Origin of the sequence: [Bacillus] enclensis (genome assembly GCF_001456935.1) — a bacterium.
GTDB lineage: Bacteria > Bacillota > Bacilli > Bacillales > Bacillaceae_B > Rossellomorea > Rossellomorea enclensis.
This window is the reverse complement of the sequence record NZ_KQ758482.1, coordinates 966246-987875: the sequence shown is the minus strand read 5'-3', so window position 1 is coordinate 987875 and position 21630 is coordinate 966246. Positions and strand designations below refer to the sequence as shown.

The 21630-nt window shown below is 44.8% G+C and carries 17 protein-coding genes; 16 read left to right on the top strand and 1 reads right to left on the bottom strand.

Annotated elements, in window-relative coordinates:
• Positions 1–59: 59 nt before the first annotated feature.
• The 8 genes from AS034_RS04920 to AS034_RS04880 all read left to right on the top strand — a co-directional run bounded on the left by AS034_RS04920 (position 60) and on the right by AS034_RS04880 (position 10285).
• Positions 60–671 carry a hypothetical protein gene (locus AS034_RS04920; protein ID WP_032087761.1) on the top strand — a complete coding sequence of 204 codons (612 nt, stop codon included), beginning with the start codon at positions 60–62 and terminating at the stop codon, positions 669–671.
• A gap of 30 nt (positions 672–701) precedes the next feature.
• On the top strand, positions 702–2594 hold the full coding sequence (gene dxs, locus AS034_RS04915) for a 1-deoxy-D-xylulose-5-phosphate synthase (RefSeq protein ID WP_058297714.1): 1893 nt from the start codon (positions 702–704) through the stop codon (positions 2592–2594).
• 3 nt (positions 2595–2597) lie between these two features.
• Positions 2598–3428 (top strand): TlyA family RNA methyltransferase, encoded by an 831-nt coding sequence (locus AS034_RS04910; protein WP_058297713.1) that lies wholly within the window; start codon positions 2598–2600, stop codon positions 3426–3428.
• 867 nt (positions 3429–4295) lie between these two features.
• The gene (gene ahrC / locus AS034_RS04905; protein WP_032087939.1) at positions 4296–4745 is read left to right on the top strand and encodes a transcriptional regulator AhrC/ArgR; all 450 of its coding nucleotides are present in this window, start codon (positions 4296–4298) and stop codon (positions 4743–4745) included.
• A 143-nt stretch (positions 4746–4888) separates the two neighbouring features.
• The gene (gene recN, locus AS034_RS04900) at positions 4889–6595 is read left to right on the top strand and encodes a DNA repair protein RecN (RefSeq protein ID WP_058297712.1); all 1707 of its coding nucleotides are present in this window, start codon (positions 4889–4891) and stop codon (positions 6593–6595) included.
• A 123-nt stretch (positions 6596–6718) separates the two neighbouring features.
• On the top strand, positions 6719–8008 hold the full coding sequence (gene spoIVB / locus AS034_RS04895; protein ID WP_058297711.1) for a SpoIVB peptidase: 1290 nt from the start codon (positions 6719–6721) through the stop codon (positions 8006–8008).
• A gap of 608 nt (positions 8009–8616) precedes the next feature.
• A complete protein-coding gene (gene spo0A / locus AS034_RS04885) occupies positions 8617–9396 on the top strand; it encodes a sporulation transcription factor Spo0A (RefSeq protein ID WP_032087767.1) in 780 nt (259 codons plus the stop codon).
• Positions 9397–9556: 160 nt separating this feature from the next.
• Positions 9557–10285, top strand: a complete 729-nt coding sequence (locus AS034_RS04880) for a glycerophosphodiester phosphodiesterase (RefSeq protein ID WP_058297709.1) — start codon at positions 9557–9559, stop codon at positions 10283–10285.
• A 36-nt stretch (positions 10286–10321) separates the two neighbouring features.
• Here AS034_RS04880 and AS034_RS04875 read toward each other — a convergent pair whose 3' ends face one another.
• A complete protein-coding gene (locus tag AS034_RS04875) occupies positions 10322–10561 on the bottom strand; it encodes a DUF2627 domain-containing protein (RefSeq protein ID WP_032087769.1) in 240 nt (79 codons plus the stop codon).
• Between the two features lie 141 nt (positions 10562–10702).
• Between AS034_RS04875 and AS034_RS04870 the strand changes: the two genes are divergently transcribed.
• The 8 genes from AS034_RS04870 (at position 10703) to AS034_RS04835 (ending at position 21260) form a co-directional block, all read left to right on the top strand.
• Positions 10703–12769: a sigma 54-interacting transcriptional regulator gene (locus AS034_RS04870; RefSeq protein ID WP_058297708.1), complete on the top strand. Its 2067-nt coding sequence runs from the start codon at positions 10703–10705 to the stop codon at positions 12767–12769.
• Positions 12770–12906: 137 nt separating this feature from the next.
• A complete protein-coding gene (gene yqiS, locus AS034_RS04865; protein WP_058298091.1) occupies positions 12907–13812 on the top strand; it encodes a phosphate butyryltransferase in 906 nt (301 codons plus the stop codon).
• A 48-nt stretch (positions 13813–13860) separates the two neighbouring features.
• A complete protein-coding gene (gene bcd, locus AS034_RS04860; protein ID WP_032087771.1) occupies positions 13861–14955 on the top strand; it encodes a branched-chain amino acid dehydrogenase in 1095 nt (364 codons plus the stop codon).
• 145 nt (positions 14956–15100) lie between these two features.
• Positions 15101–16207 (top strand): butyrate kinase, encoded by a 1107-nt coding sequence (gene buk / locus AS034_RS04855; RefSeq protein ID WP_058297707.1) that lies wholly within the window; start codon positions 15101–15103, stop codon positions 16205–16207.
• A gap of 19 nt (positions 16208–16226) precedes the next feature.
• Positions 16227–17651 (top strand): dihydrolipoyl dehydrogenase, encoded by a 1425-nt coding sequence (gene lpdA / locus AS034_RS04850; protein ID WP_058297706.1) that lies wholly within the window; start codon positions 16227–16229, stop codon positions 17649–17651.
• Positions 17652–17893: 242 nt separating this feature from the next.
• Positions 17894–18892, top strand: coding sequence for a thiamine pyrophosphate-dependent dehydrogenase E1 component subunit alpha (locus AS034_RS04845; protein ID WP_058297705.1), 999 nt, complete (start codon positions 17894–17896; stop codon positions 18890–18892).
• A gap of 13 nt (positions 18893–18905) precedes the next feature.
• Positions 18906–19889, top strand: coding sequence for an alpha-ketoacid dehydrogenase subunit beta (locus AS034_RS04840; protein ID WP_032087775.1), 984 nt, complete (start codon positions 18906–18908; stop codon positions 19887–19889).
• 42 nt (positions 19890–19931) lie between these two features.
• The gene (locus AS034_RS04835) at positions 19932–21260 is read left to right on the top strand and encodes a dihydrolipoamide acetyltransferase family protein (protein WP_058297704.1); all 1329 of its coding nucleotides are present in this window, start codon (positions 19932–19934) and stop codon (positions 21258–21260) included.
• The last annotated feature ends 370 nt before the right edge of the window (positions 21261–21630 follow it).

The following is a 21630-nucleotide window of genomic DNA, read 5'->3' as shown; positions in this document are numbered from 1 at the left end:
TCCAACTACATAGGACTTATGCGTAATAGACACAGTAGAAACGGTGTGTGCAGACGATAATGAATGATACATTAAAAAACTCAATAAAATGGAGTATTAGTATTGCCGTTATCACATTCGTGTTAGCGGCTATTTTTTCAGTTACATCCAACATGGTTCTTAACGGTGTGCCGTGGGGTACGGGATTATTCGTGGTTCTTATCATCGTGTGTATAGGAATCTTTTTCGATATGCTGGGCATTGCCTCCACAGCTGCGGATGAAACACCATTCCATGCAATGGCGGCAAAGAAAGTGTACGGTGCAAAGTATTCAATCCGGATCGTAAGGAATGCCGACCGCTTTGCAAGTTTCTGTAATGATGTCATCGGTGATATTTCAGGGATCATAAGCGGTACAGCCTCAGCCATCGTCATCATACAATTAGCAGTCTCCTTCCAGCTTGAAGGCGGTTCCATCAAGGAATATATCGTCAGTGTAACGCTGACAAGCATCATCGCCTCCTTGACCGTAGGCGGGAAAGCGCTGGGGAAAACGTTTGCCATTACGTATTCTAAGGATATAATATTTAGAGTCGGGACTGTTCTTCAATTCATTGAGGATCGATTCCATATTGTGCTCATAAAAGATAAAAAAGACCAAAAGAAGAAAAAACGAAAATCAGAGAAATAAACTATATAGTCATGAAAGTGAGTGGACCCAATGGATTTACTATCAATAAAGGAGCCTTCTTTTCTTAAGTCGATGAGTAATGAGCAATTAGAAGAGCTCAGTCAAGAGATACGCCAGTTTTTAATCGGGAATCTTTCCAAAACTGGGGGTCATATTGGTCCAAACTTGGGTGTCGTGGAACTGACTGTTTCCCTTCATAAGCATTTTAACAGCCCCGTTGATAAAATTCTCTGGGACGTCGGGCATCAATCATATGTACATAAGATCCTGACAGGGCGAGCCTGTCAGTTCGATACACTGAGACAGTACAAAGGACTGTGCGGATTCCCCAAAAGGAATGAAAGCGAGCATGATGTATGGGAGACCGGCCACAGCTCAACATCCCTTTCTGCAGCCATGGGAATGGCCATTGCCCGCGATGTGAAAAAAGAAAAATCATTCATCATCCCTGTCATCGGAGACGGCGCGCTGACGGGTGGAATGGCCCTGGAAGCATTGAATCATATCGGTCATGAAAAGAAAGACATGATCGTTGTGTTGAATGATAATGAAATGTCCATCGCTCCCAATGTCGGCGCCCTGCACAGTGTACTCGGGAGATTGCGCACCGCAGGTAAATACAACTGGGTGAAAGATGAACTTGAATACATCCTCAAACGAATCCCTGCTGTCGGCGGAAGGCTTGCCAGTACGGCAGAAAGAGTGAAGGACAGCCTTAAATACCTCTTTGTTTCCGGTATGTTCTTTGAGGAACTGGGCTTCACGTATCTTGGTCCGATCGACGGCCATGACTTTAATGAACTTGAAGAAAATATCCAGTATGCGAAGAAGACAAAAGGACCGGTTCTCCTTCACGTCATTACGAAGAAAGGGAAGGGATTCAGTCCTGCAGAGTCTGACAAAAAAGGGGACTGGCATGGGACTGGCCCTTATAAAATCGATACAGGCGATATCATCAAGCCGGTTAATGCGCCCCCTTCCTGGAGCGGTCTTGTGAGTGAGACGGTGAGGAAGATTGCGAGGGAAGACGAACGAATCGTGGCGATCACGCCTGCGATGCCGGTCGGTTCGAAATTATTGGGATTTGCCGAAGAGTTTCCGGACCGGATGTTTGATGTGGGAATCGCAGAACAGCACGCAACAACGGTGGCTGCAGGGCTGGCAACCCAAAATATGAAACCGTTCCTTGCCATTTATTCCACCTTCCTTCAAAGGGCGTACGATCAGGTGGTGCATGATATTTGCAGGCAAAACCTGAATGTCTTCATCGGAATCGACCGGGCCGGACTTGTGGGGGCAGATGGAGAAACGCATCAAGGTGTATTTGATATTGCATTTTTGAGACATCTCCCGAACATGGTCATCATGATGCCGAAAGATGAAAATGAAGGTCAGCATCTGGTCAAAACGGCACTGGACTATGATGCAGGACCGATTGCACTGAGGTATCCTAGAGGCAACGGGTATGGTGTTCCGATGGATTCCGAATTGAACGCCATCCCGATCGGTGAATGGGAAGTATTGAAAAAAGGAACTGATGTCGCAGTCCTTACGTTTGGCACCACGATTCCGATGGCACTCGAAGCAGCAAAAGAACTTGAAGAGCAGGGAATTTCTGTACGTGTCGTAAATGCAAGGTTCATCAAACCGATGGATGAAAAAATGCTGAAATCCATCTTCGAAGAAGATATACCGGTCCTTACCATTGAAGAAGCTGTGCTGCAAGGCGGGTTCGGGAGCGCTGTACTTGAATACGTACAGGGAAACGGCTACAGGAATGCGGTCGTTGACCGGATCGGCATACCGGATTATTTCATCGAGCATGGAAGCGTAAAAGAATTATTGAATGAAATCGGTATGACAAAAGAGAATGTAATGGATAGGATTCTGACAATCACTCCAAAAAAACAAAAAAGGGCTTAATATATGAAAGCAAAAAAACAACGATTAGATGTGCTCTTAGTTGATAAAGGGCTTATAGAAACAAGAGAAAAAGCAAAGAGGGCCATCATGGCTGGACTGGTATACGGCAATGAAGAGAGACTGGATAAGCCTGGTGAAAAAGTAAGTGAGGATGTCCATCTCACGATCAAAGGAAAGATGATGCCGTATGTAAGCAGGGGCGGACTCAAACTTGAAAAGGCATTAAAGGTATTCGATATTGATGTAAAGGATAAGGTCATGATCGATATTGGATCCTCAACCGGAGGATTCACGGATTGCGCTCTCCAAAATGGGGCAAAGATGTCTTATGCTGTCGATGTCGGATACAACCAGCTTGCATGGAAGTTAAGACAGGATGAGAGGGTCATCGTGATGGAAAGGACGAATTTCCGTTACGTCACACCGGCTGATCTGCCAGGTGAGATGCCTTCTTTTGCATCGATTGATGTCTCTTTCATTTCACTTTCGCTCATCCTGCCGGTATTGCGGACGCTTTTAGTCCCTGGGGGCGACTGCATCGCCCTGATTAAACCTCAATTCGAAGCGGGAAAGGAACAGGTCGGCAAAAAAGGGATCGTCCGAGACCCTAAAGTCCACCTTTCAGTCATCGAGAAAATAATGAACCTGGCACTTAACGAAGGGTACGACATCCATGGCTTATCATTTTCGCCGATCACTGGAGGAGACGGGAATATCGAATTTCTTATCCATATCCGCTTCACGGGCTCTGACAGCGAAGGGAAGTCACACCTGGATATCACTCCCCAGCAAGTCATCAACGAGGCGCACAGCGAGTTCAAAGCGAATAACTAATACTTAAATGAGACTGGGACAAAAGTGTTTTAGTCTAAGTATATCCCGAACTATTTTGCAAAAGATGGAGCAAAATTAGTTCGGGATTTTAATTTGTTAAAAGTACATTTAGATTTAACCTCTTTCTAGCGGATTTCTAACGGTTGATTAGAGGGCAAGACGAAGGCTCCTGTGGGATTAACCAGCGGCTAGAGGCTCGAGGTCATAAGTCAAGCAAGCCAAAAAGGCAAAAATCGCCTTTCCGTCTTGCCCGCCTTATGCTTGCCGCCTCTGAACGAGCCGCCTCCGCTTTTCTTGTCCAGCTCCGGGGCTTAGAGGCGCATGTCATAAGCCAAAGTGTCCAAGAAGGCAAAAAGCGCATCATGGCCGCTTCGTCTTATGCCACCCGCCTCTGAGCAAAGCCCCTCCGCTTTTCATTGTCCAGCTCCGGCGGCTAGAGGCTCGAGGTCATAAGTCAAGCAAGCCAAAAAGGCAAAAATCGCCTTTCCGTCTTGCTCGCCTTATTCTTGTCGCCTCTGAACGAGCCGCCTCCGCTTTTCTTGTCCAGCTCCGGGGCTTAGAGGCACATGTCATAAGCCAAAGTGTCCAAGAAGGCAAAAAGCGCCTTCATGGCCGCTTCGTCTTATGCCACCCGCCTCTGAGCAAAGCCCCTCCGCTTTTCATTGTCCAGCTCCGGCGGCTAGAGGCTCGAGGTCATAAGTCAAGCAAGCCAAAAAGGCAAAAATCGCCTTTCCGTCTTGCTCGCCTTATGCTTGTCGCCTCTGAACGAGCCGCCTCCGCTTTTCTGTTGTACTTATCCATAAAATAGGCTACTATAAGCGTAGAGGTATAAATATACAGGCTAGGTTAGAGGTGTTTAGTTCGATGATGAACAAAGGACAACGTCATATCAAAATAAGAGAAATCATTACAAATAGAGATGTGGAAACACAGGATGAGTTGGTGGACAGCCTTAAAAATGCAGGCTTCAACGTCACTCAGGCCACTGTTTCCCGGGATATTAAAGAGCTCCACTTGGTTAAAGTCCCCCTGATGGACGGAAGATATAAATACAGCCTTCCGGCAGATCAGAGATTCAACCCTCTTCAAAAATTGAAAAGGACGCTGACCGATGCTTTCGTTAAGATTGATACGGCCGGTCATATGCTGGTCATGAAGACGCTCCCTGGCAACGCCAACGCGATCGGTGCCCTTATTGACAATCTGGATTGGGAAGAGATCCTCGGGACGATCTGCGGGGATGACACATGCCTGATCATTTGCAGAACAGAGGATGAAACGAAGGTCATAACCGAACGTTTTCTCGACATGTTATAAGATGCTTTTGTTTATACAGGCGGCGGGTGGAGAATGTTTCACCCGCTTTTCAACTTTTCGCGTTTCTTATAGTAAATAGTAGGAAATATACTCATACACGGACAATACAAAATAAGTACCTTATCAACTGAGGTGAATGTTTCTTGTTACAAGAATTATCCATTAAAAATTTTGCTATCATCGACACGCTGGCTTTATCTTTTGAAGAAGGGCTCACTGTATTATCAGGGGAAACTGGTGCTGGTAAATCAATCATCATCGATGCGATCCACCTATTGGTCGGAGGACGGGGATCTGCAGAGTACGTTCGTCATGGAGAGAAAAAAGCAGAAATAGAAGGTCTGTTCATTCTTGACGATGAAGCGCATCCTTGTTATGAAAAAGTTTCAGAATTCGGGATTGAAATCGAAGAGGGAATGATTGTTCTCCGAAGAGAGATAGCCAGCAGCGGAAAAAGTGTATGCAGGGTGAATGGCAAGCTGGTGACAATCGCCATCATGAGGGAAATTGGTGGTGCTTTGATTGATATTCACGGGCAGCATGAACATCAGGAATTGATGAATGAACATCTTCACTTATCCCTTCTTGATCAATTCGGGGGAAAAGAAATCCAGGCTAATTTAGCTTCTTACCGGGAAATCTATAAAGAATACAGTACTATACACAAGCAGCTGAGCAGATTGAATGACAACGAGCAGGAGATGGCCCACCGGTTGGACCTTATTACATTTCAGCTGAAGGAAATTCAGGAAGCGGATTTGAAACTGAATGAAGATGAAGAGCTTTTGGAAGAAAAAAGGAAACTGATGAATTTCGAGAAGTTATATGAATCGCTCCAGACCTCATATAACAGCATTCAAGGTGAAGGGAAGGGGCTGGATTGGACCGGTCTTGCAATGAGTCACCTTGAAACGGCGGCGGATCTTGACAACCAGTATCAAAAAACGCTTGAGTCAGTATCGAATGCCTTTTACGTCCTTGAAGATGCCGTCCATCAAATCAGGGGAGAATTGGATCAGCTTGAATTTGAGCCTGACCGTCTTGATCTGATCGAAACAAGATTGAATGAAATAAACAGCTTGAAGAGAAAATATGGTTCGTCGGTCGATGAAATCCTTGCATATGGATCAAAGATCGAAGAAGAAATCGAGACGATCCTGAATAAGGATTCACATATAGACGAGCTTCAGAAAAAACTCCTTTCGCTTGAGAAAGATCTGATCGTGGAAGCGAAAAATTTGACTCATACGAGAAAGAAATGGGCCAAGAAATTGACTGGAAGCATTCATGAACAGCTAAAACAGCTTTACATGGATAAGACAAAATTTGAGGTGCGCTTCAGCACGGTCCGGGATGAATCTTTTTCATTTTCACAATTTAAAAAGGATGGATGGGATCAGGTTGAATTCTACATATCCACCAATCCCGGGGAACCTTTGAAACCATTGTCAAAAGTGGCTTCAGGCGGCGAACTTTCAAGGATCATGCTTGCGCTTAAGACAATTTTTTCAAAACATCAAGGCATCACATCGATTATCTTTGATGAAGTAGATACAGGTGTAAGCGGAAGAGTGGCCCAGGCAATAGCAGAAAAAATATATCAGGTTGCCACCCACTCGCAGGTCATGTGCATTTCTCATCTCCCGCAGGTTGCTGCAATGGCTGACAGTCATTTATTCATTTCGAAAAGGCTGCTCAAGGGCAGGACAAGTACATCGGTCAAACGCCTGGAGGAGAACGAAAAGGTAAGGGAAATCTCCCGTATGATCTCAGGTGTGGAAATAACTGATTTGACACAGGAGCACGCAAAAGAGCTTCTCCAACTTGCAAATACAATAAAAGAAACATGAAAAGCTATCCATCCAGGGTAGCTTTTTTTCTTTATTACCAGTTATAAATACAGCTTTTAAAGGCAAAATTAAAACTGTAGCCAAGTAAGTGATTGTGCATTTGAAGCGAGGAGAGTGAAAATAGTGAGTTTAGACTGTTTAAGGAAATATATAGGTGGAATTCTCCTTGTTTCGCTTTGTTTTTTTGGATTTTATGAACCTGTTCAACAATTAGTGAATATACCGAACACTGTCAAAGTGATGGAAGGGGATCAAGTTGCTCTCCCCAAGGCAGGATCCGTTACGGCAATGAGTTCGTTAAACGATAAGAATGTGGCATTGCATCAAGAAAAAGGCCTTTTGTCCATTCAGGGAAAAGCGGTCGGTAAAGATGAGGTCGTGCTTGAATTAGCCGGTCTGCCAGTCAAGAAGGTCAATGTCGAGGTACTGAAAGATTTTAAAGTCATACCCGGCGGTCAATCAATCGGGGTAAAATTAAATACAGTCGGCGTTCTGGTGGTTGGGCACCATCTGGTTGACACAGATAAAGGGAAAGTATCACCTGGGGAAAAGGCGGGGATCCAGGTTGGCGATATGATCACTGAAATCAATGGGAAGAAAATTGAACAACTTGCAGATGTGGCCCCTTTTGTTCAAAAAGCGGGAGAAGAATCAAAAAGCATGGAAGTCGTCATCAAGCGTGAGGAAGAGATCGTAAAAACATCATTGATGCCTCTTAAGGAAAAAGGTGAGGACGGGTATAAACTCGGTTTATATATCCGTGACTCTGCAGCCGGTATCGGTACCATGACATTTTACGATCCGAAATCCCAAAAATACGGAGCTCTCGGCCATGTGATTTCCGATATGGATACGAAAAAGCCGATTGTGGTAGAAGATGGAGAAATCGTCAATTCAGAAGTCACGTCAATTGAAAAAGGCAGCGGAGGAAAACCGGGAGAAAAACTTGCGCGCTTCTCTGCAGACAGAAATGTTATCGGAAATATTACCCGCAACAGTCCTTTTGGGATATTTGGGGAGCTTAATCAATCGGTGGAAAATAACATCCTTGATAAACCGATGAGGATCGCCCTTTCACATCAGGTAAAAGAAGGGCCGGCGGAAATCCTTACGGTCGTGGATGGCAGTAAAGTGGAAAAATACGATGTTGAAATCGTCAGTACGATTCCACAGAAATTCCCGGCTACAAAAGGAATGGTCATACATGTAACAGATCCTGAGTTATTAGAAAAGACAGGCGGAATCGTGCAGGGGATGAGCGGAAGTCCGATCATACAGGACGGAAAGCTGATCGGAGCTGTCACCCACGTATTCGTGAATGACCCGACTAGCGGATACGGTGTCCATATCGAATGGATGCTGAGCGAAGCGGGCATCGATATTTACAAACAAAACCATGAAAGAGCAAGCTGACTTATCAAACCCTTCTACAGTGCCGGAACCAACGGCGCTTCAGATGGGTTCTTTTTATTATCATTAAATTTTTTTATAACGGGTCGGATAATTAATTACATCCTTTTCGGCGGCTGATTGGAGTTAAGACGAAGAAAATCCTGCAGGAGAAGCGGCCAGTGTGAGACATGTCCAGCTCCGGGGACAAGAGGCACGTCAACTCGTCCAAAAAGGAAAAGAACGCCTCCGCGGCCCACCTTATGCCACCCGAATTTGAGCAAAATCCTTCCGCTTTTCTTTCAGAAGGTGAAGCAGACGAGACTCACGGGTCACCCGCGGAAAGCGAAGTCCACCACGAAAACTACAGCGTTATTAGAAGTGATATACATTTGTAAGAACACGTTTATATTGATAAAATAAAGATTATTCGACAAATACTCATTCGAATAGCGAAAGAGGTCGAAAAATAAAGGAAAACAAAGTAAATGAGAGAAAATAATATATTTATTGGTATTTTTTAAAAAATAAAAGGATTTTTGGTTGCATTGTCGAAAAAGTAATTTAGAATAAAATTATAGACATGAAAAATATACACACGAATTAAAATGGATTCGAGGAGGAAACCTGTAGTGAAATCAATTAAAGTATGTGTCGTGGATGATAACCGGGAGTTAACTTCTTTGCTTGAAGACTACATTGCATCACAGGATGATATGGAAGTGGTGGGTATTGCCCATAATGGGCAGGAATGCCTGGACTTGATGGAAGAAGTTGATCCGGATGTATTGGTTCTTGATATCATCATGCCGCACCTTGATGGTCTGGCGGTACTGGAGCGGCTGCGTGAAAAGAAAACGATACCAAATGTCATTATGCTGACGGCATTCGGTCAGGAAGATGTAACGAAGAAGGCTGTCGATTTAGGAGCATCCTATTTCATCCTCAAGCCTTTCGATATGGAAAATCTGGTCAGTCATATCAGGCAGGTCAGCGGAAAGTCAAACCCAATCATCAAAAAACATTCCTCATCCAGAATGGCTGCAGAGTCTAAACCTAGAAACTTGGATGCGAGCATCACAAGCATCATTCACGAAATCGGCGTACCTGCGCATATCAAAGGCTACCTTTACCTCAGAGAAGCCATTTCCATGGTATATAATGATATCGAGCTGCTTGGCTCCATAACAAAGGTCCTTTACCCTGATATTGCCAAGAAATACAATACTACAGCTTCTCGTGTGGAACGTGCCATCCGTCATGCCATTGAAGTTGCCTGGAGCCGCGGGAATATCGATTCCATCTCTTCCTTGTTCGGATACACAGTAAGCATGTCCAAAGCGAAGCCGACCAACAGTGAATTCATTGCCATGGTTGCAGATAAGCTGAGACTAGAGCATAAGGCTTCTTGAAAAGGTAAGTAATCATTTTACATTAAAATAGTACATGAACCCGATGAATCCAGGATTTATTGGGTTTTTTATTTCTTTGAGGAGAGATTAATACATATAATATAACCGTAAAGGGTAAATCAAACTATCCAATCTAAACTTACATGGGAAGTGACGCAGAGTGACATTGATATTTGCACACAGGGGATCGGCAGGGACTCATCCCGAAAATACAATGGATGCTTTTTTGGAAGCGGAAAGAGTCGGAGCGGACGGGATTGAACTTGATGTCCAATTGACCAGGGATGGTGAAATTGTGGTCATCCATGATGAGACGGTCGACAGGACGACAAACGGAAAAGGGTTCATTAAAGACTACTCTTTAAAAGATCTGAGAAAATTGCATGCACATTACACATTTAAAAAGAAATTTTTCCATAAACAAAAAATCCCGACTCTTAATGAGGTTTTTGATTGGATGCAGCATAATGATCTTATATGCAATATCGAATTAAAGAACAGCATTATGGATTATGAAGGCATGGAAGAAAAGGTCATACAAATGATCAATAAATATGGATATTCCGATCGTGTCATCATTTCTTCTTTCAACCATTACTCGATTGTGGCCTGCAAACGGCATGATGCATCGATAGAGATTGCCCCCTTATATTCCACGGGTTTATATATGCCCTGGGTATATGCGCGGTCCCTGGGTGCTGACGCCATCCACCCCAACCAAAAGGTGGCAAGTGATGAAATCATAACAGAATCGATGAAAAACGGGGTCTCGGTAAGACCATATACAGTAAATAAAGCCCACCAGCTGAAAAGGCTGTTCTCAATCGGCTGCTCGGCCATTGTCACGGATTACCCTGAAAAGGCAAAAGAAATGAGATCAAAATACTGACGGGCAGAATGATAAAAAGCCAGCGTGGATGTCACGCTAGCTTTTTTTATTGAATCGATCCTGGACTTTGTTTCTCTTCTTGTCGCGATGCAGCACAAACCCTGCAATGAACCCAAGGCCTGCCAGGAAGAGTACCAATCCTATAATAAATTGCAGCCACAAAAACGGGATTGGGGGCTGCAGGATGCCGAAAAGCATATCTCTCATCAATTTGATGCCAAGTGCTGCCAAAGCACCAGGTACCAGCATGATAATCAGTGCAATGATCCGTACCATTATGGACATAACTCCTTTTTATCTCACTACTAGAAATTCTAACTTCATCTGGAAAATTGTCAAGCAGTTCTGAGTCATGTAAAATAAATATAAATCAAACATGAAATGAATTGCATATATCCACTTTTGGGGTGAAAAAAATTGCAAAAGGTTTTAATTATCGGCGGAGGGAAAGGCGGCACAGCGATCCTGAAGATCCTCCATGAAGTTTCTTTAATGAAAGTGATCGGAATAACCGATCTGAATGAAAGTGCTGCTGGCCTTAGGCTGGCTGAAGACTGGGGCATCCCCACGGGGAAGGACTGGAAGGCATTCCTGGATGATTCGATAGATATTGTGATTGAAGTGACGGGGGACCGGCAAGTGTTCGAGGATGTCAGGGAAGAACGGGGCAGAAACACTGTGCTCATTCCCGGAAGCGTAGCGTTTCTCATATCCAAACTCCTTGAAGAAAAAGAAGACCTGATCGGTCAGTTGACGAGCGAGTCTTTTAAACGGGATTTAATTTTTAATTCGACTGATGACGGGATGGTTGGCATCGATTCCAGAGGTACCGTCATGTTGTTCAATAAAAGTGCCGAACGGATGATAGGCCGCAGCAGTGATTCGGTGATAGGGAAACATATCAATGAAGTGATTCCTGAAAGTAGGCTCACGACGACACTGGAAACGCGGAGAACTGAGATCAATAAGGAAGTTGTCCTCAAAAACGGCCTGAAGATAATATCTAACCGCATCCCCATGATTACGGAAAACGAGGAAGTCATTGGGGCGTTCACGGTCTTTAAAGATATTACGGAAGTAGTAAATCTGGCTGAAGAAATCACAAACTTAAAAGAAATCCAGACGATGCTTGAAGCCATTATTCATTCAAGCGATGATGCTATATCTGTGGTCGACGAAGAAGGTAAGGGGATCATGATCAACCCTGCATATACAAGGATTACCGGGCTCAGCCGGGATGAAGTGATCGGCAAGCCTGCCACCGCTGATATTTCGGAAGGGGAAAGTATCCATCTGAAGGTACTTCAGACAAGGAGGGCGATCCGTGGAACGAAAATGAGAGTGGGGCCGAAGCGGAAAGAAGTCATCGTGAATGTCGCTCCCATCATCGTGAACGGGAAATTGAAAGGTAGCGTCGGCGTCATACATGACATGTCGGAGATTCAATCCCTTACTCAGGAACTGGACAGGGCGAGGAAAATCATCCGTACTCTCGAAGCTAAATATATGTTTGAAGATATCATCGGCAAGTCTGATGAGATGCAAATCGCCATTGAGCAGGCGAAACTCGGTGCGAAAACACCTGCGACCGTGCTGCTGAGAGGGGAATCGGGTACCGGGAAGGAATTGTTTGCCCATGCGATACATAATGCAAGCGACCGTAAATTCAATAAGTTCCTTCGTGTGAACTGTGCCGCATTGTCTGAGAGTCTCCTTGAAAGTGAATTATTCGGTTATGAAGAGGGTGCCTTTTCCGGTGCGAAACGGGGAGGGAAGAGGGGTTTATTTGAAGAAGCCGACAAAGGCAGCATCTTTCTGGATGAAATCGGTGAGCTCAGTGCCAATACTCAGGCGAAGCTACTAAGGGTCCTTCAGGAGAACGAAATCGTCAGGGTAGGAGGGACGAAAAGCATCAGCATCAATGTAAGGGTGATTGCTGCAACCAATGTCAACTTAGAGAAAGGCATCGCAGATGGATCCTTCAGGGAAGATTTATATTATCGTCTGAACCGGATGCCCATCCAGATACCGCCGCTCAGAAACAGAAAAAGCGACATCCCTCTCATTTCAGAAGGCCTGATTACAAAGCTGAATCAGGATTACGGAAGAAATGTAGAAGGAATAACAGAAAATGCGATAAAGAAACTGATGGAATATCACTGGCCAGGCAATGTAAGGGAGCTTGAAAATGTACTCGGCCGTGCGATGATCTTCATGAAATATAATGAAACGATCATCGACTTGAACCACCTTCCCCCGCTGGACAGCAGCGTGAAAGAAGCCGGAAAGAAAAAAGAAGGTGGAGTGCCGTCTGGGAGAGATTTAAATTCCCAGCTTGAGGAATATGAAAAAAAGATAATTCAAGAGGTTTTAGAGCAGAATAATGGTAACAAAACAGCTGCTGCAAAAATATTGAATGTTTCAGTGCGAAACTTGTATTACAAGCTTGAAAAATATAACATTGAAATAAATAGCATGAAATAAATTGCATAGTGTGAATTTTTTTGCATGGTTACAGTTGCTGAAAATAAAGCGTTTTCAACATTTGAAAGTTGGCACGCTTCTTGCAAGTAAGTAGAGTGGGAACAAATTTTTTATTGAAAGGGTTGAAATTTACCTTCATGAATCTTCAGTCTTTAGTGGAAAAAGCAACCCAAACAGAACATTCTGTAGTAGCAGTGGCAGCTGCAGAAGATAAAGAAGTACTTGAAGCTGTCGGTATGGCAGCCGACAAAAATATGGCCGAATTCATTTTGTTTGGAGACAAAGAAAAGATAGAAGCCATTATAGAAGAAAGCGTGCCTGGGATAAAATCGCATGACGCGGTAAAAATCAAGCATGCAGCTTCACCGCAAAAGGCAGCCGAGCTTGCTGTGAAAGCGGTCAGGGAAAACGAAGCAGATGCCCTGATGAAAGGGAATGTCCCTACCGCAGTCATTTTGAAAGCTGTGCTGAATAAAGAGTGGGGCCTTCGAACAGGAAATGTATTATCGCATGTCGCTGCGTTCGAAATACCTGACTTTAAGCAGCTTGTGTTCGTTACAGATGCGGCAATGAATATCACTCCTGATTTGAACCAGAAGGCGCAAATCGTAGAAAATGCCGTCAGAACAGCCGCTGCGATCGGTGTCACCACGCCTAAAGTCGCTCCGCTCGCTGCAGTTGAAACGGTGAATCCCGCCATGCAGGCCACCCTTGATGCAGCAGCGCTCACCGCAATGAATAACAGGGGGCAGATCAGAGGGTGCATCATAGATGGGCCGCTGGCTCTTGATAATGCCATCTCGCACAAGGCTGCTGAACACAAAGGAATTCAAAGTGAAGTAGCCGGACAAGCAGATATCCTGCTCGTCCCGAATATTGAAACTGGCAATGCACTGTATAAATCACTGATTTACTTTGCAAAAGCGAAAGTGGGTGCCGTGATCGCCGGTGCTAAAGCACCTATTGTGCTGACATCCAGAGCAGACAGTGCGGAAAGTAAATTATACTCACTTGCACTCGCAATCTGCTCTGCTTCTAAATAAACCATTTATCAAACACTAACTAGTAATGATCCTGGGGAGGAATTTCAAATGAAAATATTCAGCTATATGGAAAAGTATGATTATGAGCAATTAGTATTCTGTCAAGACGAAGTATCAGGATTGAAAGCAATCATCGCCATTCATGATACAACACTCGGGCCTGCTCTCGGCGGAACCCGTATGTGGACGTATGATTCGGAAGAAGCGGCAATTGAAGATGCCCTTCGCCTTGCAAAAGGCATGACTTACAAGAATGCCGCAGCCGGACTGAACCTCGGCGGTGGGAAAACGGTTATCATCGGAGATCCTCGCAAAGACAAAAATGAAGAAATGTTCCGTGCGTTCGGACGTTATATCCAGGGACTAAATGGCCGCTATATCACAGCCGAGGATGTAGGGACCACTGTGGCAGATATGGATCTGATCCATGAAGAAACAGATTATGTAACGGGTATTTCACCTGCATTCGGTTCTTCGGGCAATCCTTCACCTGTAACGGCGTACGGTGTGTACCGCGGCATGAAGGCAGCAGCAAAAGAAGCATTCGGCACGGACTCGCTTGAAGGAAAAACGATCGCTGTGCAGGGTGTAGGGAATGTTGCTTACAACATGTGTAAACACCTGCACGAAGAAGGAGCGAACCTGATTGTTACGGATATCCATAAAGAATCCGTTGATCGCGCTGTAAACGACTTTGGAGCAAAAGCAGTAGATCCTTCAGAAATCTATAGTGTTGACTGTGATATCTTTGCTCCATGTGCACTTGGCGCCATCATCAATGATGAAACCATTTCCCAGATCAAGGCCAAGGTCATTGCCGGAGCGGCGAATAACCAACTGAAAGAAACCCGTCATGGTGATGCCATCCATGAGATGGGCATCGTATATGCACCTGATTATGTCATCAATGCCGGCGGTGTAATCAATGTGGCAGATGAACTTTACGGTTATAACAGCGAAAGAGCGATGAAAAAAGTGGAGCAGGTCTATAACAATGTTGAGCGTGTCATCGAGATTGCAAAGCGTGACAACGTTCCGACATATGTAGCCGCTGACCGCATGGCGGAAGAACGAATTGAAAAAATGCGCCGTTCAAGAAGTCAATTCTTACAAAACGGGCAGCATATTCTGAGCAGACGCTGATAAACAAACATGGACGCTTGACTTCTCCAGAAGTGAAGCGTTTCTTACCTGATATAAGGGATTGATGGGAACAAGGGGTTATCTGTCATAGGGGGATATTTCAATACAGGAAAATAAAACAGCTACCCAAATGGAGGTAACAGCAGTGCAGGAAACAAAACATCGAATTTTAGTCATAAATCCCGGATCGACATCAACAAAGATTGGTGTTTTCGATGATGACCGGTCCATTTTTGAAAAAACGATCCGTCATGAAACGGAGAAAATAAATGAATTCCCAAATATCATCGATCAATATGAATTCCGTAAAAACACGATTCTCCAGACGCTTGATGAAGAAGGCATCAACATCAGTAAATTAAGTGCAGTCTGCGGACGCGGCGGTTTATTAAGACCGATTGAAGGCGGGACATATTTAGTCAATGATGAAATGCTGAAAGATTTGAGAGAAGGATTTTCAGGTCAGCATGCTTCTAATCTTGGCGGAATATTGGCTTTTGAAATTGCATCGGGACTGAATATCCCTTCCTATATTGTCGATCCAGTCGTTGTGGACGAGCTTCAACCATTGGCAAGGGTCTCCGGTTTTTCCTTGATTGAAAGAAAAAGCATATTCCACGCTTTGAATCAAAAAGCAGTGGCCAGAAGAGTGGCAAAGCAATTAGGGAAAAAGTACGAAGAACTTAATCTGATCATCACGCATATGGGAGGCGGTATCACGGTCGGTGCCCATAAAAGCGGAAAAGTGATTGATGTGAATAACGGACTGCATGGGGATGGTCCATTCAGTCCTGAAAGGGCGGGTACAGTGCCTGCCGGCGATTTGGTCGATCTCTGCTTCTCGGGAGATTATTATCGGGATGAAATCATGAAAAAGCTGGTCGGCCAAGGCGGACTTGTAGGATATCTCGGAACAAATGATGCCGTCAAAGTAGAGAAGATGATTGAAAAGGGCGATGGTAAGGCCCAGGAAGTATATGATGCAATGGCCTATCAAATCGCAAAGGAAATCGGTTCTGCAAGTGCCGTTCTGAACGGAAAGGTCGATGCGATCGTCTTAACGGGGGGACTTGCGTATGGCAAGGATTTCGTCAAGGCAATCAGTGAACGCATAAATTGGATAGCTGATGTCATCATCCATCCAGGTGAGAATGAGCTTCAGGCGCTGGCTGAAGGTGCTCTCAGAGTCCTTAAAAATGAAGAAGACCATAAAAAATATCCCGGAACAGTAAAAGAAGAAGCAACAGTATAAGTTTGAGGAGGATGCAGCTTTGGCACAAGAATATGATTTAGTCATTCTGGGCGGGGGTACGGGCGGTTATGTCGCCGCTATCCGCGCATCACAATTAGGATTGAAGACAGCTATCGTTGAAAAAGGTAAACTTGGGGGGACTTGTCTCCATAGAGGATGCATTCCGAGTAAAGCACTTTTACGCAGTGCGGAAGTTTATGCCACTGCGAAACACAGTGACAGCTTCGGTGTGAAAATCAACGGTGTGGAACTTGATTTCGAGAAAGTCCAATCCCGTAAGGATGGCATCGTCGAACAGCTTCATAAAGGTGTTCAGCACCTGATGAAACAAGGAAAAATCGATGTGTTCGAGGGAATCGGACGCATTCTTGGCCCATCTATTTTTTCTCCTATGCCAGGTACGATTTCGGTTGAGATGAACAATGGCGAAGAGAATGAGATGCTGATCCCGAAAAATGTAATCGTAGCAACAGGTTCGCGTCCTCGTTCCCTGCCGGGGCTGGAGATCGACGGTGAATATGTATTATCTTCAGATGAAGCGCTGTCACTTGAACAGCTGCCGAAATCAATCATCATCGTCGGCGGCGGTGTGATCGGTATCGAGTGGGCTTCCATGTTATCCGACTTTGACGTTCAAGTGACGGTAGTCGAGTACGCTAACAAAATCGTACCGACTGAAGATCATGAAATTTCAAAGGAAATGCAGCGATTAATGAAGAAAAAAGGCGTGAAAATCGTAACAGGTGCAAAAGTACTCCCGGAATCCCTGCAAAAAGGTGACGGAAATGTAACGATCAATGCTGAACATAAGGGCGAAGAGAAGTCATTCACTGCTGAAAAAATCCTTGTCTCTGTCGGCAGGCAGGCAAATGTAGAGGGAATAGGCCTGGAAAACACCGACATCAAAATAGAAAAAGGCTTTGTTGAAGTAAATGATTTCTTCCAAACGAAAGAATCACACATCTACGCAATCGGTGACGTCATCGGCGGTCTGCAGCTGGCTCATGTTGCTTCTCACGAGGGCATCACAGCTGTTGAGCACCTGGCCAATGAGAAACCGCAGCCGATTGACTACTCATTGATTTCAAAATGCATTTACAGCAATCCGGAAATTGCGAGCGTCGGCATGACTGAACAAGAGGCCAAGGAAAAAGGCTTCGAGCTGAAGGTTGGGAAATTCAGCTTCAGGGCAATCGGGAAGGCTCTTGTTTATGGTGAATCTGATGGTTTTGTGAAGATCATTGCCGATAAGGATACAGATGATATCCTTGGTGTCCATATGATCGGTCCTCATGTGACAGACATGATTTCCGAAGCTGGACTTGCAAGAGTTCTTGACGCAACCCCATGGGAAATCGGACATACCATCCACCCGCATCCTTCTCTATCAGAAGCGATAGGGGAAGCCGCATTGGCAGTGGACGGAAAAGCGATCCATTCTTAAAATAAGGATGTTTCCAAAAATGTTGTTGCTTTTCGTAAATAGGCTGCCAGCCTGTTTATAGATTGTGGACGTGCTCTTTCGAAATCAAGCTTATATAAGAGACGGGCAGAAAACCCGAAAATACCCAAGTTCAGGTATTTTCTTATGTGTAAAGCAGAAAAGTATGCGAAAAGAGCCTAAAACAAAGAGGGGGATTTCATTTCCCTCTCATAAAGACTTTAACCCGCAGGAGGTAAAATGATATGGCAGAGAATCGTCATGAAGAATTAGGTCTCTCTAATGAAAAAGTATTAGAAATGTATGAAACGATGCTACTTGCTAGAAAAATTGATGAGCGTATGTGGTTATTGAACCGTTCCGGGAAAATCCCATTCGTCATCTCATGTCAGGGGCAGGAAGCTGCGCAAATCGGGGCAGCCTTCGCATTGGATAAAGAAAAGGATTATGTCCTTCCATACTACCGTGATATGGGTGTTGTGCTGACATTCGGCATGACGGCTCAGGAATTGATGCTTTCTGGATTTGCCAAAGCTGAAGATCCAAACTCAGGCGGACGCCAGATGCCTGGTCACTTCGGTCAAAAGAAAAATAATATCGTAACCGGGTCTTCACCTGTTACGACTCAGGTCCCGCACGCAGTAGGAATTGCACTTGCAGGGAAAATGGAAAAGAAAGACCTTGTCACTTTCGTAACGTTCGGTGAAGGTTCTTCAAACCAGGGTGACTTCCATGAAGGTGCTAACTTCGCAGGGGTACATAAGCTTCCGGTTATCTTTATGTGTGAAAACAATAAATACGCAATCTCTGTTCCAATTGAAAAGCAATTGGCATGTGAAAATGTATCAGATCGTGCTATCGGGTATGGAATGCCAGGATACACGGTTGATGGAAATGATCCTCTGGAAGTATACAAGGCAGTTAAAGAAGCAGCAGACCGAGGCCGCCGCGGAGAAGGCCCTACTCTGATCGAAACGGTTTCTTACCGTTTGACTCCTCACTCTTCAGACGATGATGATCGAAGCTATCGTTCTCCGGATGAAGTGGCAAAAGCAAAAACGAACGACCCGATCATTACATTCGGTGCTTATCTGAAAGAGACCGGCGTAATGGATGATGCTCTTGAAAAAGAAATCAATGACCGCGTGATGAAGCAAGTGAACGAAGCAACAGATTATGCAGAAAACGCTCCATATGCCGACCCTGAATCGGCAATGAAGTTTGTATACGCAGAAGAGAAGTAAGGGGGAATAGACTATGCCAGTAATTTCATACATTGATGCCGTAACTATGGCGATTAGAGAAGAAATGGAACGGGATGAAAAAGTATTCGTACTAGGTGAGGATGTTGGGAAAAAAGGCGGTGTATTCAAAGCGACTCACGGGCTGTATGACCAATTCGGCGAAGAGCGCGTAATTGATACTCCACTTGCAGAGTCAGCCATTGCAGGTGTCGGGATCGGTGCTGCGATGTACGGTATGAGACCGATTGCCGAAATGCAGTTTGCGGATTTCATCATGCCGGCCGTAAACCAGATCATCTCCGAAGCGGCCCGAATCCGTTACCGCTCGAATAATGACTGGAGCTGTCCGATGGTCATCCGTGCACCTTACGGGGGCGGAGTACATGGAGCTTTATACCACTCGCAATCCGTTGAAGCAGTATTTGCCAATCAGCCTGGACTTAAAATCGTGATGCCTTCGACTCCTTATGATGTAAAAGGATTGTTGAAAGCGGCGATCCGTGATGAGGATCCAGTTCTTTTCTTTGAGCATAAACGTGCCTACCGCTTAATCAAAGGCGAGGTTCCTGAAGATGACTATACGCTTCCAATCGGGAAAGCGGATGTGAAACGGGAAGGTGAAGACCTCACTGTCATCACATACGGACTATCCGTCCACTTCGCACTCCAGGCTGCAGAAAAGCTTGCCCAGGATGGAATCGAAGCTCATATCCTGGATTTAAGAACGATCTATCCACTGGATAAGGAAGCCATCATCGAAGCTGCTTCTAAAACCGGTAAAGTACTGCTTGTAACCGAAGATAACAAAGAAGGAAGCATCATGGGTGAAGTATCAGCCATTATTGCAGAAAACTGCCTGTTCGAACTTGACGCACCGATCAAGCGGCTTGCCGGACCTGATATACCTGCAATGCCATATGCTCCTACAATGGAAAAATACTTTATGATCAACCCGGACAAAGTAGAAAAAGCAATGCGAGAGCTCGCAGAATTTTAATCCAACAAACATACTGAAAGCAAAACGTTAGGAGGGTTCCTCATGGGTATAGAAAAAATGAAGATGCCGCAGCTGGGGGAAAGTGTTACAGAAGGTACAATCAGTAAATGGCTCGTATCTCCCGGCGATACTGTCAATAAATATGACCCGATTGCAGAAGTGCAGACGGATAAAGTAAATGCCGAAGTGCCATCATCCTTTACAGGTACGATAAAAGAATTGATTGCTGATGAAGGAGATACATTGGAAGTCGGGGAGATCATCTGCTCGATCGAAGTGGAAGGAGCCGGCTCTGCGCCTTCGGAAGACGCTCCGAAAGAGGAAAAGAAGGAGACTGCAGGTGAGAAATCATCTCCGGCATCTGCCCAAAACAAAACGCCGAAGAAAGAAGCCGGAAATAAGGCGAGATATTCTCCGGCCGTATTGAAGCTTTCCCAGGAACACGATATCGACTTGAATCAGGTGGAGGGCACCGGAAGCGGCGGCCGCATCACCAGAAAAGATCTCAAGAAAATCATTGAATCCGGAAATATCCCTAAAGCCGGCGAAGCATCTGAAACACAACAAGCGGAAGCACAGGCACCACAGCAAGCTCCTGTAAAAGAACAAGCTCAGCCTGCAGCGGCTGCGAAGCAGGCAGCACCTGCACCGAATGTACCGGTCATGCCGGGAGATATTGAAATACCTGTTACAGGTGTCCGTAAAGCCATCGCTTCCAATATGGTAAGAAGCAAGCATGAAGCTCCACACGCCTGGACGATGATGGAAGTGGACGTGACAAACCTAGTGGAATACAGGAACTCACTCAAAACTGAATTCAAACAGCGCGAAGGCTTTAACTTAACATTCTTCGCTTTCTTCGTAAAAGCTGTGTCCCAGGCACTTAAAGAGTTCCCGCAAATCAATTCAATGTGGGCAGGGGATAAAATCATCCAGAAGAAAGATGTCAATATCTCGATCGCTGTAGCAACGGACGATGCGCTATTTGTTCCGGTCATCAAAAATGCAGATGAAAAAACGATCAAAGGCATTGCACGTGAAATCACGGACCTTGCCGGAAAAGTTCGGAGCGGCAAGCTGAAGTCCGAAGATATGCAGGGCGGCACCTTTACTGTGAATAATACCGGGTCTTTCGGCTCTGTCCAATCAATGGGTATTATCAACTATCCTCAGGCCGCCATCCTGCAGGTCGAATCGATTGTCAAACGTCCTGTCGTCATGAATAATGGCATGATTGCAGTCCGTGATATGGTGAATCTTTGTATGTCACTCGATCACCGGGTACTTGACGGCCTTGTTTGCGGAAGATTCCTCCAGCGGATCAAAGAGATTCTGGAGAATACTTCTAAGGAAAACACGTCTGTATATTAATATTCGGGATACTGCTTTTTTACAAGGCAGACCGGCATGGAAAAAGGACTGACCTGAGCGGTTAGTCCTTTTTTCTATTACCTTAAATCAGCTTATTTTCCTATTTATGGTACTTGATAAAATGAAAACACGGGACAATCTCCCTTAATATTCCTGGAAGAATAATCCTTCTGAAGAATTACATTTTTTCGTAGTGCTTTATCAGGGTAGGGAAGCCGAGCATAAAACCGCTATGACCCCTATTCCTTATTTTTAAAAATCGAAATTTTCATTTTACCCAAACCCCTCCCAATGACCCCTGTTTTTCTACCTGAAATAAAAGAATATGCCTGAAGTTATGGAATATATGAGTCTTTCATCCTTTCAGGAA

Excerpts from the sequence above, each read along its gene's own strand:
- AS034_RS04920 (WP_032087761.1), top strand. The coding sequence starts at position 60 with ATGAATGATACATTAAAAAACTCAATAAAATGGAGTATTAGTATTGCC.
- dxs (WP_058297714.1), top strand. The coding sequence starts at position 702 with ATGGATTTACTATCAATAAAGGAGCCTTCTTTTCTTAAGTCGATGAGT.
- AS034_RS04910 (WP_058297713.1), top strand. The coding sequence starts at position 2,598 with ATGAAAGCAAAAAAACAACGATTAGATGTGCTCTTAGTTGATAAAGGG.
- ahrC (WP_032087939.1), top strand. The coding sequence starts at position 4,296 with ATGAACAAAGGACAACGTCATATCAAAATAAGAGAAATCATTACAAAT.
- AS034_RS04875 (WP_032087769.1), bottom strand. The coding sequence starts at position 10,561 with ATGGTACGGATCATTGCACTGATTATCATGCTGGTACCTGGTGCTTTG.
- yqiS (WP_058298091.1), top strand. The coding sequence starts at position 12,907 with ATGAATCTTCAGTCTTTAGTGGAAAAAGCAACCCAAACAGAACATTCT.
- bcd (WP_032087771.1), top strand. The coding sequence starts at position 13,861 with ATGAAAATATTCAGCTATATGGAAAAGTATGATTATGAGCAATTAGTA.
- AS034_RS04845 (WP_058297705.1), top strand. The coding sequence starts at position 17,894 with ATGGCAGAGAATCGTCATGAAGAATTAGGTCTCTCTAATGAAAAAGTA.
- AS034_RS04840 (WP_032087775.1), top strand. The coding sequence starts at position 18,906 with ATGCCAGTAATTTCATACATTGATGCCGTAACTATGGCGATTAGAGAA.
- AS034_RS04835 (WP_058297704.1), top strand. The coding sequence starts at position 19,932 with ATGGGTATAGAAAAAATGAAGATGCCGCAGCTGGGGGAAAGTGTTACA.